This is a genomic window from Streptomyces sp. NPDC058864, assembly GCF_042742985.1.
GTDB lineage: Bacteria > Actinomycetota > Actinomycetes > Streptomycetales > Streptomycetaceae > Actinacidiphila.
On the sequence record NZ_JBHYMQ010000001.1, the window covers coordinates 60,669 to 73,278 of the forward strand.

The 12,610-nt window shown below is 72.8% G+C and carries 10 protein-coding genes and 1 riboswitch; of the genes, 5 read left to right on the forward strand and 5 right to left on the reverse strand.

From position 1 onward, the window contains the following. Positions 1 to 75 precede the first annotated feature (75 nt). On the forward strand, positions 76 to 1,377 hold the full coding sequence (locus ACFW3D_RS00275) for a PspC domain-containing protein (protein ID WP_500499594.1): 1,302 nt from the start codon (positions 76 to 78) through the stop codon (positions 1,375 to 1,377). Then, a complete protein-coding gene (locus ACFW3D_RS00280) occupies positions 1,374 to 2,045 on the forward strand; it encodes a LuxR C-terminal-related transcriptional regulator (RefSeq protein ID WP_018561203.1) in 672 nt (223 codons plus the stop codon). The genes ACFW3D_RS00275 and ACFW3D_RS00280 overlap by 4 nt, the downstream gene beginning before the upstream one ends. Before the next feature lie 18 nt (positions 2,046 to 2,063). On the opposite strand, the gene ACFW3D_RS00285 is transcribed toward ACFW3D_RS00280, so the two are convergent. Beyond that, the gene (locus ACFW3D_RS00285) at positions 2,064 to 3,128 is read right to left on the reverse strand and encodes a C40 family peptidase (RefSeq protein ID WP_500499596.1); all 1,065 of its coding nucleotides are present in this window, start codon (positions 3,126 to 3,128) and stop codon (positions 2,064 to 2,066) included. A 339-nt stretch (positions 3,129 to 3,467) separates the two neighbouring features. On the opposite strand from ACFW3D_RS00285, the gene ACFW3D_RS00290 reads away from it, so the two are divergent. Further along, positions 3,468 to 3,821, forward strand: a complete 354-nt coding sequence (locus ACFW3D_RS00290; RefSeq protein WP_500499598.1) for a hypothetical protein — start codon at positions 3,468 to 3,470, stop codon at positions 3,819 to 3,821. 28 nt (positions 3,822 to 3,849) lie between these two features. Here ACFW3D_RS00290 and ACFW3D_RS00295 read toward each other — a convergent pair whose 3' ends face one another. Further along, positions 3,850 to 4,998, reverse strand: a complete 1,149-nt coding sequence (locus ACFW3D_RS00295; protein ID WP_500499601.1) for a C40 family peptidase — start codon at positions 4,996 to 4,998, stop codon at positions 3,850 to 3,852. Positions 4,999 to 5,006: 8 nt separating this feature from the next. Next, positions 5,007 to 5,165: riboswitch (cyclic di-AMP (ydaO/yuaA leader) on the reverse strand. A gap of 238 nt (positions 5,166 to 5,403) precedes the next feature. On the opposite strand from ACFW3D_RS00295, the gene pcrA reads away from it, so the two are divergent. Then, complete coding sequence (gene pcrA, locus ACFW3D_RS00300; protein WP_500499603.1) at positions 5,404 to 7,839, forward strand: DNA helicase PcrA; 2,436 nt, start codon at positions 5,404 to 5,406, stop codon at positions 7,837 to 7,839. A 111-nt stretch (positions 7,840 to 7,950) separates the two neighbouring features. Here pcrA and ACFW3D_RS00305 read toward each other — a convergent pair whose 3' ends face one another. Together ACFW3D_RS00305 and ACFW3D_RS00310 are read right to left on the reverse strand one after the other, a co-directional pair. Then, positions 7,951 to 9,339, reverse strand: a complete 1,389-nt coding sequence (locus ACFW3D_RS00305) for a M23 family metallopeptidase (protein ID WP_500499606.1) — start codon at positions 9,337 to 9,339, stop codon at positions 7,951 to 7,953. Between the two features lie 141 nt (positions 9,340 to 9,480). Beyond that, positions 9,481 to 10,299 (reverse strand): esterase/lipase family protein, encoded by an 819-nt coding sequence (locus tag ACFW3D_RS00310; RefSeq protein WP_500499608.1) that lies wholly within the window; start codon positions 10,297 to 10,299, stop codon positions 9,481 to 9,483. 241 nt (positions 10,300 to 10,540) lie between these two features. Here ACFW3D_RS00310 and icmB point away from each other — a divergent pair, with 241 nt between their 5' ends. Further along, positions 10,541 to 10,954 carry a coenzyme B12-dependent isobutyryl CoA mutase small subunit gene (gene icmB / locus ACFW3D_RS00315; RefSeq protein ID WP_500499610.1) on the forward strand — a complete coding sequence of 138 codons (414 nt, stop codon included), beginning with the start codon at positions 10,541 to 10,543 and terminating at the stop codon, positions 10,952 to 10,954. A 63-nt stretch (positions 10,955 to 11,017) separates the two neighbouring features. Here icmB and ACFW3D_RS00320 read toward each other — a convergent pair whose 3' ends face one another. After that, on the reverse strand, positions 11,018 to 12,559 hold the full coding sequence (locus tag ACFW3D_RS00320) for a DUF5691 domain-containing protein (RefSeq protein WP_500499612.1): 1,542 nt from the start codon (positions 12,557 to 12,559) through the stop codon (positions 11,018 to 11,020). Between the last annotated feature and the right edge of the window lie 51 nt (positions 12,560 to 12,610).

Here is a 12,610-nt window from a genome sequence, read left to right on the forward strand (position 1 = left end):
ATCCGGAACGACCCTGACCCTGCATGGGGGCCAACCCTGATACCCACCGTGCGCGAAACGTGTGACGATCGGGACATGCCAGCCGCCGGACCACCGACCAGCCCGCCCGACGGGGCGTCGTACTTCGCGTCGCCGGACCCGGCCGGATCCCCGGTCCGCAAGCTGTACCGCAGTTCCGAGGGCCGGATGATCGGCGGCGTCGCCCGCGGACTGGCCGGGCACCTCGGACTGCCCGTGGCGTGGGTGCGCGTGGTCTTCGTCGTCCTGGCCACCATCCAGGGCCTCGGCATCCTGCTCTACGCGGTCTTCTGGTTCGTGGTGCCGCTCGGTGTCGGCGGGGTCGTCGAGGCCAAGGAGCCGCGCGACGCCCGCTCCTGGCTCGCCGGGCGCAGGCCCGACCGGGGCCAGATCGTCGCGCTCATCGCGCTCGCCATCGGCCTCGGCATCCTGCTGGACAACCTCAACCTCGGCAGGGCCAACGCCTATGTGTGGCCGCTGCTGCTGATCGGGCTCGGCGTCGCCCTGGTGTGGCGGCAGGCCGACAACGCCCGCCGGGCCCGCTGGGCCGAGCTCAGCCGGCGCAAGAGGCTGCTGCCGTTCGCGCGCGGCGCCGCCGGGGTCATCCTCGTCGGCGTGGGCGTGACCGGCTTCCTCGTCGTGCAGGGTTCGGTCAGCCACCTGGGCACCATCCTGCAGGCCGCGCTCGCCGTCCTGGTCGGGGTGGCGCTGATCGCCGGACCGTACCTCGTGCGCATGACCCAGGACCTGTCCGCCGAGCGGCTGGCCCGCATCCGCGCGCAGGAACGGGCCGAGGTCGCCGCGCACGTCCACGACTCCGTTCTGCACACCCTGACCCTCATCCAGCGGCACGCCGAGGACCCCCGCGAGGTCGCCCGGCTGGCCCGGGCGCAGGAGCGGGAGCTGCGGGCCTGGCTCTACCGGCCCGAGGGCAACGGCAAGGACGACGAACCGGCCACCCTCGCCGAAGCGGTGCGCCGGGCCGCGGCCGAGGTGGAGGACGCGCACGGCGTTCCCGTCGAGGTGGTGTGCGTCGGCGACTGCCCCCTCGACGAACGCCTGGTGGCGCAGATGCAGGCGGCCCGCGAGGCCATGGTCAACGCCGCCAAGTACGGTGGGGACGAACCCGTGCAGGTGTACGCGGAGGTCGAGGAGAGCAAGGTCTTCGTATCGGTCCGCGACCGCGGCCCCGGCTTCGACCTCGACGACGTACCGTCGGACAGGATGGGCGTCCGGGAGTCGATCATCGGCCGGATGCGGCGCAACGGCGGCGAGGCGCGGCTGCGCCCCGCACCGGGCGGGGGGACGGAAGTGGAGCTGGAGATGGACAGGGCCCAGGGACCAGGGAGGTCGTCATGAGCACGGAACGACGCGTGAGGGTCGTCCTCGTCGACGACCACCGCATGTTCCGCACCGGGGTGCAGGCGGAGATCGGCGAGACCGAGCGGACCGGGGTCGACGTGGTCGGCGAGGCCGCGGACGTGGACCAGGCGGTCTCCGTCATCACCGCGACGCGGCCCGGCGTCGTCCTGCTCGACGTCCACCTGCCGGGCGGCGGCGGGGTCGAGGTGCTCAAGCGCTGTGCGGGGCTCATGGCCGACGCCGAACACCCGGTGCGCTTCCTGGCGTTGTCGGTCTCCGACGCCGCCGAGGACGTCATCGGGGTGATCCGCGGCGGTGCCCGCGGCTACGTCACCAAGACCATCACCGGCCCCGACCTGGTCAGTTCGGTCTTCCGGGTCGCCGACGGCGACGCCGTCTTCTCGCCCCGGCTGGCCGGCTTCGTCCTGGACGCCTTCGCCTCCACCGACGCCCCGCCGGTCGACGAGGACCTGGACCGGCTGACCCAGCGCGAGCGCGAGGTGCTGCGGCTCATCGCGCGCGGCTACGCGTACAAGGAAGTCGCCAAGCAGCTCTACATCTCGGTGAAGACGGTCGAGTCGCACGTCTCGGCGGTGCTGCGCAAACTGCAGCTCAGCAACCGGCACGAACTCACCCGCTGGGCGACCGCCCGCCGGCTGGTCTGAGCCCTCGCGGTTCGGGCGTCACGCCGGACGCGTGGCGCCCGCGAAGGGCATCTGGTCGACCGGGGCGAGTTTGACGACGTCACCGGTGCGCGGGGCGTGGATCATCATGCCGTTGCCCACGTAGAGGCCGACGTGGCTGATCCCCGAGTAGAAGAACACCAGGTCTCCGGGCTCCAGTTGGGAGCGCGAGATGCGGGTGCCCGCGTTGATCTGGGTGTACGTCGTACGCGGCAGGGAGACCCCGGCCGACCGCCACGCCGCCTGCGTGAAGCCCGAGCAGTCGTACGCCGAGGGCCCGGTGGCGCCCCATACGTAGGGCAGCCCGAGGGAGCCGTAGGCGAAGGAGACGGCACGGGCGGCCCGTGCGTTGGGGGCGGCGGCGGGCGCCAGGCCGGCGCGGGAGCCGGCGGCGCGGCCGGCCCGGGCCGGGTCGGCGGAACCGTGGCCCCCGGAGGACAGCACCTCGGCACGCTGGCCTGCGGTGAGACGGCCGAGCAGCTGCCGCGCGGAGGCCAGGCGCTGCTCCACGGTGCGCTTGTGGCGGGCGAGTTCGGCGCGGGTGCCGGCCAGCTCGTCGAGTTCGGCGCCCGCCTCGGCGCGCAGCTGCTCGATGTCCCGCCGCTGGGCCGACAGGGCGCGCAGCGCCGCGTTCTGGCGGCTGCTCATCCGGTCCAGCATCCCGGCGCGTTCCAGGTAGTCGCCGGGGGAGGAGGCGAGGGCCAGCTGGACGGCGGGGTCGATGCCGCCGCTGCGGTACTGGGCGGTGGCGAGGGAGCCGAGGCCGTCGCGGGTGCTGTTGAGACGCTCGGTCCTGCGGGCGAGCTCGTCCTGGAGGCGCTCGATCCGCCCGGTGGCCGTGTCCGCCTTCTCCTTCGCGCCGTTGTACCGCTCGGTGGCCTGCTCGGCCTCCTCGTACAGCCGGTCCACCCGGGCCCTGGCCTCGTCCGTGGTCAGCCGGGGCTCCGCGTGCCCGGCCTCCCCGAACACCGTCACGGAGGCCGCGCCCGCCAGGGCGAGACCGAGGGCGGCGCGCGCGGTCGTGCCTGCCGGACCGCGCTGCTTGGGCCTGCTGTGCGACGCCACGCGCCGTCACTCCTTCCGGGCTGTCCGTACGCCCCCCGGCGGTCCGGCGGCGGGCGGACGGGGAGCCGTCCACCGCCGGACCTTCGGCGGGGGCGGCCGTGCCGGGGACGGGGTCCGCGCGGCAGTGGGGATCGGCCACCTGGTGCAGGACGCTAAACCTGGACGCCGCGAGGGGGCGCCGGAGTGTGCGGGACTGGTCCGATTCGGCCGCGGACTGTACGCGGATGACCGCTGTTCGACGGGTGACCTGGTCACTTCCGGTCCGGACATGACCGATCTGCCGGAAGACTGCGACCTCGGTGCCGGGCGCTGATATGGCTCTGGCTAGGGTCCTGAGCCATGGACGTACTCATCAACCTGATCGTCGGCCTGCACATCATCGGCATCGCCGCCCTCCTGGGCGGCTTCCTCACCCAGATGAAGGCCATGGGCCGCGGCGAGGCCCGCTTCGTGCCGGGCATGCTGCACGGCGCGCTGACCATGCTGGTCACGGGCGCGCTGCTGGTCGGCCTCAACCAGGCCGACGACCAGCCGGTGAACAACATCAAGATCGGCGTGAAGCTCGCGGTCCTGGTGGTGATCCTCGGCCTGGTCTACGTCAAGCGGGACGAGGAGAAGCTGCCGGCGGCGGCCTTCGGCACCGTCGGCGCGCTGACCACCGCCAACATCTTCATCGCGGTGCTGTGGACCTGAGCCCGGCCGCGGACGGCCGGGCGGGGGCTCAGGCCATCCGGGCGTAGCCGTAGATCGGCATCTCCGTGATCGGGGCGATCTTCACCACGCTCCCGGTGTGGGGCGCGTGGATCATCTGGCCGCCGCCGATGTAGAGACCGACGTGGGTGATGTCCGAGTAGAAGAAGACCAGGTCGCCGGGTTGCAGCTGGTCCGAGCTCACACGGGTGCCGAAGTCGACCTGGTCGTAGGTGACGCGGGGGATCGAGACGCCCGCCGCGCCCCAGGCGGCCTGGGTCAGGCCCGAGCAGTCGTAGGAGTTTGGGCCGGTGGCGCCGTACACGTACGGCTTGCCCAGCTGGGCCCGCGCGAACTCGATCGCCTTGGCCGCCTTGGCGGCGTAGGTCCCGGACGCCGGGGTCGTCGTGCCCGAGGACCCCGTCGAGCCTGTGGAGCCGGTGGACGAGCCCGACGAGGCCGCCTCCTGCGCTGCCTTCTCCTTGGCGGCGATCTCGGCCGCCTTCGCGGCGGCCTCCTCCTGGCGCTTCTTCTCCAGCGCCGCCAGCCGTGCCTTCTCCTGCGCGGTGAGGCTGTTCAGCAGTTTCTGCGCCGCGGCGAGCTTCTGCTTGACCGCGGTCTTCTCCGCGTTCAGCCGCTGCTGCGCCTCGGTCAGCTTCTGCAGGCTCTCGACGGCCTCGGAGCGCTTGACCGTCGTCTCGGCCTGCTCGGAGCGGAAGGTCTCGAGCGCGTGCTCCTGGCGGTCCGACAGGCGGTCCATCAGATGCGCCTGGTCCAGGAACTGCTGCGGGTCGGAGGTGAGCAGGAAGGTCGTCGTCCCGTCCAGGCCGCCGCCGCGGTACTGCGCCGCTGCGTACTCGCCGATGGTGCGGCGGGCGGCGTTGAGCGTCTCGGTCTTGCGGGCCACCTGGTCCAGCAGCGCGTCGGCGTGCGCCCGCTGCTGCTCGGTCTGCTCCTTGGCGCCGTTGTAGCGCTCGGTGGCGGCCTCGGCCTGGTGGTAGAGCTTGTCGACCTGGGCCTTCACCTCGGTGATGGACGGTTTGTCGGGTGAGGCGGGCGCCGCGCTCGCGCTCTCGCCGAAGAGGGTGACGGTCGCCAGTGCGGCGGTCGTGAGTCCGACCGCGGCCCGGGGGCCGGGGACGGTCAGCGCGCGCGGGCGCGGCTTGCGGTGCGTCGCCAAGTCAGGCGGCTCCTTCCGTGGACCGCCTACCGGGTTAGCTGTCGGGTTCGGGCTTCGGAAGGCCGCCCTACGGTCCGTGCGGGCGCGCTGCGCTCGTACGGGCCGATTCACCCCAAGGTCGTTGGGTCCCCGGCTCCGGCGGTGGCCGGACTCAGCGGAGGCGGCCCGTGACGGCACGGTCGCCGCCGCGTGGAGCGGACCGCCTGATCCGGCACGGTAGTCAACTGCGGGGGTCCGTGGGAACCCTGGTGTTCGATTTGTCCGCAATCATTTCGTGACCTTCACCGTTCGGGGCCGCGGATGGACGTGTCCCGTCCGGTCGTGACGGGCTGGAACCGGGCCGGGGCGGCGGGCTCGGGCAAGCGGCGCAACGCTGTCCGTTCCACGGCCTAGACTCGGGAGGCGATGAGCAGCCTCTTTGACGACAGCTTCCTGGCCGGCCTCGAACCGAGGGAGGAGGAGCCCCCGCCGCCTCCCGAGGACGAGCCCGACACGGTCCCCGACGACCTCTTCGAGGGGCGCTTCGACGCGCCCGCCGACCGGGACGCGTACTACCGGGACGGCGCCCCCCGCCCGGCCGTCGACCCGGCCGCGCTGCTCGAGGGGCTCAACGAGCAGCAGCGCGCCGCGGTCGAGCACACCGGCTCCCCGCTGCTCATCGTCGCCGGCGCCGGCTCCGGCAAGACCCGGGTGCTCACCCACCGCATCGCGTACCTGCTGGGCGCCCGCAAGGTGCACCCCGGCCAGATCCTGGCGATCACCTTCACCAACAAGGCCGCCGGGGAGATGAAGGAGCGCGTCGAGCAGCTGGTCGGCCCGCGCGCCAATGTGATGTGGGTCTCCACCTTCCACAGCGCGTGCGTCCGCATCCTGCGCCGGGAGTCCAAGAGGCTCGGCTTCACCTCCAGCTTCTCGATCTACGACGCGGCCGACTCCAAGCGCCTGATGGCCCTGGTCTGCCGCGACCTGGACCTGGACCCCAAGCAGTTCCCGCCGAAGTCCTTCAGCGCCAAGGTCTCCAACCTCAAGAACGAGCTCATCGACGAGGAGACCTTCGCCGACCAGGCCGAGAACCCCTTCGAGAAGAAGCTCGCCGAGGCCTACGCGATGTACCAGTCGCGGCTGCGCGAGGCCAACGCGCTCGACTTCGACGACATCATCATGACCACGGTCAATCTGCTCCAGGCCTTCCCGGACGTCGCCGAGCACTACCGGCGCCGCTTCCGGCACGTCCTGGTCGACGAGTACCAGGACACCAACCACGCCCAGTACACCCTGGTGCGCGAGCTGGTCGGGACCGGTGACGCGGAGGAGGGCGGCGAGGGGCCCGCCGAGCTGTGCGTGGTCGGCGACGCCGACCAGAGCATCTACGCATTCCGCGGCGCCACGATCCGCAACATCCTCCAGTTCGAGGAGGACTACCCGCAGGCCCGCACCATCCTGCTGGAGCAGAACTACCGCTCCACCCAGAACATCCTGACCGCCGCCAACGCCGTCATCGAGCGCAACGCCTCCCGGCGGCCGAAGAACCTGTGGACCGAGGCCGGCCAGGGCCCGGTCATCACCGGCTACGTCGCCGACCAGGAGCACGACGAGGCGCAGTTCATCGCCGACGAGATCGACCGGCTCACCGACGCGGGCGACGCCCGCCCCGGCGAGGTCGCGGTCTTCTACCGGACCAACGCGCAGTCCCGTGTCTTCGAAGAGGTCTTCATCCGCGTCGGCCTGCCCTACAAGGTCGTCGGCGGGGTCCGCTTCTACGAGCGCAAGGAGGTCCGGGACGTCCTGGCCTACCTGCGCGTGCTCGCCAACCCCGAGGACACCGTCCCGCTGCGCCGCATCCTCAACGTGCCCAAGCGCGGCATCGGGGAGCGCGCCGAGGCCATGGTCGACGCCCTCGCCTCGCGCGAGCGGATCTCCTTCGCCGCGGCGCTGCGCCGGGTCGACGAGGCCTTCGGCATGGCCGCCCGCTCGGTCAACGCCGTCAAGCGCTTCAACGAGCTGCTGGAGGAGCTGCGCACGGTCGTCGACTCCGGCGCCGGCCCCGCCACCGTCCTGGAGGCCGTGCTGGAGCGCACGGGCTACCTGGCCGAGCTCCAGGCCTCCACCGACCCGCAGGACGAGACCCGGATCGAGAACCTCCAGGAACTCGCGGCGGTGGCCCTGGAGTTCGAGCAGGAGCGCACCGAGGAGGAGCCCGGCACGCTCGCCGAATTCCTGGAGCGGGTCGCGCTGGTCGCCGACTCCGACCAGATCCCGGACGACGACGAGGGCGGCGGCGTCATAACGCTGATGACCCTGCACACCGCCAAGGGCCTGGAATTCCCGGTGGTCTTCCTGACCGGCATGGAGGACGGGGTCTTCCCGCATATGCGCGCGCTCGGCCAGACCAAGGAGCTGGAGGAGGAGCGGCGGCTCGCCTACGTCGGCATCACGCGGGCGCGGCAGCGGCTGTACGTGACGCGGTCCACCATGCGCAGCGCCTGGGGCCAGCCCTCGTACAACCCGCCCTCGCGCTTCCTGGAGGAGATCCCCGAGCCGCTCATCGAGTGGAAGCGCACGGGCGCCTCCGCGGCACCGTCCGCCTCGGTGTCGGCGGCGGCCTCGATGCTGTCGCGTTCCCCGTCGAAGAGCGGCCCCTCCGGTTTCGCGACGCGGCGCACCCAGGACCGCCCGGTCATCTCGCTGGCGGTGGGGGACCGGGTCACGCACGACACGTTCGGGCTGGGCACGGTCGTCGCGGTCGACGGCAGCGGGGAGAAGGCCAAGGCGACCATCGACTTCGGCGACGAGCGGCCGAAGGTGCTGCTGCTGCGGTACGCGCCGGTGGAGAAGCTCTAGCCGCGGTGCTCCGGGAGCCGTCCTCGGCGGGTCCCGTCCCGGCTCCGTCCCGATCTGGCTGCGTCCCGATCCGGTCCCGCTGCGGCGGGTCCGGGTCCGGGGTCCGGGGGCTCAGCGCGGGTCGACCCCGTGCTTCAGCAGCCACTGCAGCGGGTCGACGGCGGCGCCGCCGGCGGGACGCACCTCGAAGTGGAGGTGCGGCCCGGTGGAGTTGCCCGAGTTGCCGGAGTAGGCGATGACGTCGCCGGCCTTGACCGAGCCCGAGCGGATCTTGGTGCTGCTCAGGTGGCAGTACCAGGTCTCGGTGCCGTCGGGGGCGGTCACTATCGCCATGTTGCCGTAGGCGCTGTTCCACTGGGTGCGCACGACGCCGTCGGTCGCGGCCATCACCGGCGTGCCGTAGTCCACCGGGAAGTCGATGCCGGTGTGGACCGACATCCAGTTCACGCCCGCCTGCCCGAAGTAGGCGCTGAGGCCGTGCTGCTTGACCGGGAGCAGGAACTTGGGGCGCAGCTGCTCCTTGAGGGCCGCCTCCGCCGCCTTCTTCGCCCGCTCCAGGGCCTGGCGCTCCTTGAGGTCGATGCGCTCCTGGCTGCGGCTGGCGCGGTCGGTGAAGTCGTCGACGTCCCGGTTGACCCCGGCGAGCTGCTGGTCGAGCTTCGTGGTGGGGGCGTTGGCCGCCTCCGGGGCGCCGTCCGCCTGGGTGCGGCTGCTGTCGGGGTCGTCGGTGTTGACGGTGACGGCGGCCGCGCAGGCGACGCCCATCACGGCCACGGAGGGGACGGCGACGGTGAGCAGGGCCGAGCGCCGGGCGGGGCGGCGCCTGCGGCTCCCGCTCCCGCCGCCGGTTCCGCCGCGCGGGCGCGGCAGGGCGGCCGCGGGGGCGTCCTCCCAGGAGTCGTGCTCCGGTTCCGGCTCGGTGTCGTCCTCGGCGGCGTCGTGGAGGTCGGGCTCGTAGCCGCCGGGCTCGTAGGTCCCGGCGTCGTGGGGCTCCGGCTCGTACGGCTCGGCCGGGTAGGACTCGGCGCCGTACTGCTCGGTCTCGTACCGCTCCGGGGCGTAGGCCTCGGTCCCGTACTGCTCCGGCTGCTCGTAGGCGGCGGGCTCGGGCACGTGAGCGTGGGCGACCTCGGGCTCCTCGTAGGCGGCGTGGACGGCCGTGTGCTCGTACTGCGTGTAGTCGTAGGCCGCCGTCGGCTGCGTCTGCGAGGGGTCCAGGTACCAGGTGCCGGTGGCCGCGCCCGTGTGGTCGCCGTAGCCGGGATTGCCGGTGGTCTGGCCCGAGGGCCAGTAGCCGGTCGCGCTGCTGCCGGCGGTGGAGTCGTACGGGGCGGTGGCGTAGGACCCCGTGTCGTAGGCGGGGTAGCCCTGGCAGGAGCCGAAGAGAGGATCGTCATCCGCGTGAGTGGCACCCATGGGCGCGTACGAGGCGTCGGAATGCCCCTCGTACCCATAGCCGCTGTACTCGGGGGCGTACCCCGCCGGATGACGGTCGTTCACCGCTTCTCTTTCGCCTCGGCAGCAGGAGAATTAGCGGCGACTGTATCCCCCAGCGGGCGACACCCACAATCTTCGGCGGGATTCAGGCATCCCCGATGCCTTGTGTTCGACGGCCTTTCGATGGTTATGGGGGCAAGGCCGTCAGGCGGCGTCCACGGCCCCGGACGCCAGTTCCTCGCCCAGCAGCGCCTGCCGGATGCCGGCGGCGATGGCCGCGTGCACCGGCATCGTCAGATGCCCGACCCCGGCGACGTGGACGTTGCGGGCGATGAGGTCCGGATGGTCGAGACGGGCGGCCTCGACCGGGCTCATCAGCTCGTCCAGATCGCTCCAGAACGCTACAAAACGGGTGCGGCAGCCGGCTGCCGGCTTGGCCAGCTCCTCGATGAGGTCGGAGTTGGGCCGCATCTGGCGGACGATCGGGTGCGGGTTCAGCAGCGGCGCGGCCCGGGTCCCGGCGTGCGGGGTGCCCAGGGTGACCACGGTGCGCACCCGCGTGTCGCCGCCCAGGCGCTGGGCGTAGTAGCGGGCGATGAGCCCGCCGAGGCTGTGGCCGACGATGTCCACCCGGCGGTGCCCCGTCTGCTCGCAGATCTGTTCGACGTGGCGTCCGAGGAGGGCCGCCGCCGTACGGATGTCGCAGGTCAGCGGCGAGTAGTTGAGCGCCTGCACATGCGGCCAGCCGTGCCGTCGCAGCGACCGGCGGAGCATCGCGAACACCGAACGGTTGTCCACGAAGCCGTGCAGCAGGAGCACCGGGGGATGGCTCCGGCCCGCGGTGGGCAGGCGGGGCGGCTCCTCGGGGTCACCGGCCGCCGGCTGCGGCCCGCGTTCCTGGAAGATCCCGGTCGGGTAGAGGAAGACATGACCGGTCAGGATGGCGATCTCGATCGCCGCGGCTCGTACGTAGGCCGCCTGGCGTACCAGGCGGTCTCCGACACCGAAAGACAGGACGCCCATGGCCTACCTCCCGTGGGCACACGGAGACGGCCCTGTCCCCCGTGCGCCGAGAACGCGACGGCCCGCGTCGCCTGCTGAACGGAGGACGACCACGGGCCGAACGCGTTTCTAACGTGAACGTGTCCCATGTGTGATTTCCCCCTCGGGGCCCTCCGTGAAACTGTCCGCACGGGGGATGCTGGCGATAACGTTCGTTCACACATGTGCCCGCTGAGCGCAGCAATCGTGTATGGAGGCAGCGATGGGAGTGTCCGGACCGATCCGTGTGGTGGTCGCCAAGCCGGGCCTGGACGGTCACGACCGCGGGGCGAAGGTGATCGCGCGGGCGCTGCGGGACGCAGGCATGGAGGTCATCTACACCGGTCTCCACCAGACGCCGGAGCAGATCGTGGACACCGCTATCCAGGAGGACGCCGACGCCATCGGCCTGTCGATCCTCTCCGGTGCCCACATGACGCTCTTCGCCAAGGTGATCGAGTTGCTCCGAGAGCGTGACGCGGAGGACATCAAGGTCTTCGGCGGCGGGATCATCCCGGAGGACGACATCGCCCCCCTGCGGGGGCTGGGCGTGGCAGCGATCTTCACCCCGGGCACGTCGACCGGTGACGTGGTCACCTGGGTGAACGACAACATCCGCCATCCGGCCGAGGCCTGATCGTCACCGGTGGTGGTGCGGGCGACGTCCGCACCACCACCGGCCGGCCCGCGGGCCGCGCGCTCAGGCGAGTTCCGCGAGCATCGCGGCCCTCAGGCGCAGGGTGCCGACCAGCCGCTGGAAGGCCTCCGCCCAGTACGCCCCCGCCCCCGGTGAGGTGTCGGCGGACTCCGCGGGCACCGCGGCCAGCGGGGCCGCCCGGTCGGCCTCCGCGGGGTCCATGCAGCGCTCGGCCAGGCCCATCACCCCGCTGAAGCTCCACGGGTAGCTGCCCGCGTCCCGTGCGATGTCCAGGGCGTCCACCACCGCCGCCCCCAGCGGCCCGGCCCAGGGCACGGCGCAGACCGCGAGCATCTGGAACGCCTCCGACAGGCCGTGCGCCGCGATGAAGCGGGCCACCCATTCCGCCCGTTCCGCGGCCGGGAGGATCGACAGCAGCTTCGCCGGGTCCCCGACCGGGCTGACCGCCGTCGCGGGCGCCGGGGTGGGGCCCAGCAGGGCACGCGCCCAGGCCGCGTCCCCCTGGCGCACCGCCGCCCGGCACCACGCCGCGTGCAGATCCGCCTGCCAGTCGTCGGCGACCGGCAGCGCGATGACCTCCTCCGGTGTCCGGCCGCCGAACCGCTCCCGCCACGTGGCGAGCGGCGCCGCGTCCACCACCTGGCCGAACCACCACGCCCGCTCCCCGCGCCCGGCCGGGGGTATCGCCACCACTCCGTCGCGCTCCATGGCCGCGTCGCATTCGTACGGCGCCTCCACCGCGATCCGGCCCCCCGCCGGGTCCCACGCGACGCACGTCCTGGCCCGTGCGGCCATCCGGGCGGCGAGGGCGGAGCCGGGGAGGGCCGACAGCAGGTCGGCGGCGGTGGCCCGCACATTGCGGCTGCGGTCGGTGAGGGCCTGCTCCAGGAACGGCTCGTCCTGCGGGGACAGGCCCTCCCGGAGGGAGTCCAGGAACATCAGCCGGTCCTCGGCGCGCTCGGCGGTCCATCCTGAGCGCAGCAGCTCCAGCGCCCGGCGCGGGTCGCGGGCCCGCAGCCGGGCCAGCAACGCCACCCGTTCGGCGAAGAGCCCCTCCTCCCACAGCGTCCGCACGGCGCCCGGGTCGGCGGTGTCGGGCACGACGCCGGGCGCCCCGGCGCGCAGCGCGAACCGCCAGTCCGCGTTCAGCTCGGCCAGCCACAGCCCGCGAGGTCCGGCCAGCGCCAGGGCGTCCGGCCGCAGGTCGGTGCGTGCACGGGCGGCGTCCAGCAGTGCGGGCAGCAACTCCGGCGGGGCCGCCCAGCCGCGGGCATTGGCCTCGGCGAGCCACTGGGGCAGCAGTTCGGCGAGGTTGGGGGCGGCGCCGCGCCGACTGCCCCCGCCGCCACCGACCGAGCGGTCCGCCAGCAGCAGGGACAGACGCCGTCGCGCCGCCTCGGGCAGCGGCGGACGCGGGTCGTGCGGCGCGGTGGCCGGCCGGGCCCCCGCCGTGGCCGGTCGCAGGCCGGCGCGGCGCCGTACGACGGCGAGCGCGGCGGAGTCCAGCAGCTCCTCGGGTGTGCCGCCCCTGCGGCCCGTACCTAGGAGTGCGGTGCCGACCAGGTCGGCCCAGGTCGTCGTCATCGGTCCCCCATCGTCGTCGTCTCCGCGCGGCCTCCCGCGGGGATACCGGCC

Coding starts and splice junctions, on each gene's coding strand:
- ACFW3D_RS00275 (WP_500499594.1), top strand. CDS start 76: ATGCCAGCCGCCGGACCACCGACCAGCCCGCCCGACGGGGCGTCGTAC.
- ACFW3D_RS00280 (WP_018561203.1), top strand. CDS start 1,374: ATGAGCACGGAACGACGCGTGAGGGTCGTCCTCGTCGACGACCACCGC.
- ACFW3D_RS00290 (WP_500499598.1), top strand. CDS start 3,468: ATGGACGTACTCATCAACCTGATCGTCGGCCTGCACATCATCGGCATC.
- pcrA (WP_500499603.1), top strand. CDS start 5,404: ATGAGCAGCCTCTTTGACGACAGCTTCCTGGCCGGCCTCGAACCGAGG.
- ACFW3D_RS00310 (WP_500499608.1), bottom strand. CDS start 10,299: ATGGGCGTCCTGTCTTTCGGTGTCGGAGACCGCCTGGTACGCCAGGCG.
- icmB (WP_500499610.1), top strand. CDS start 10,541: ATGGGAGTGTCCGGACCGATCCGTGTGGTGGTCGCCAAGCCGGGCCTG.
- ACFW3D_RS00320 (WP_500499612.1), bottom strand. CDS start 12,559: ATGACGACGACCTGGGCCGACCTGGTCGGCACCGCACTCCTAGGTACG.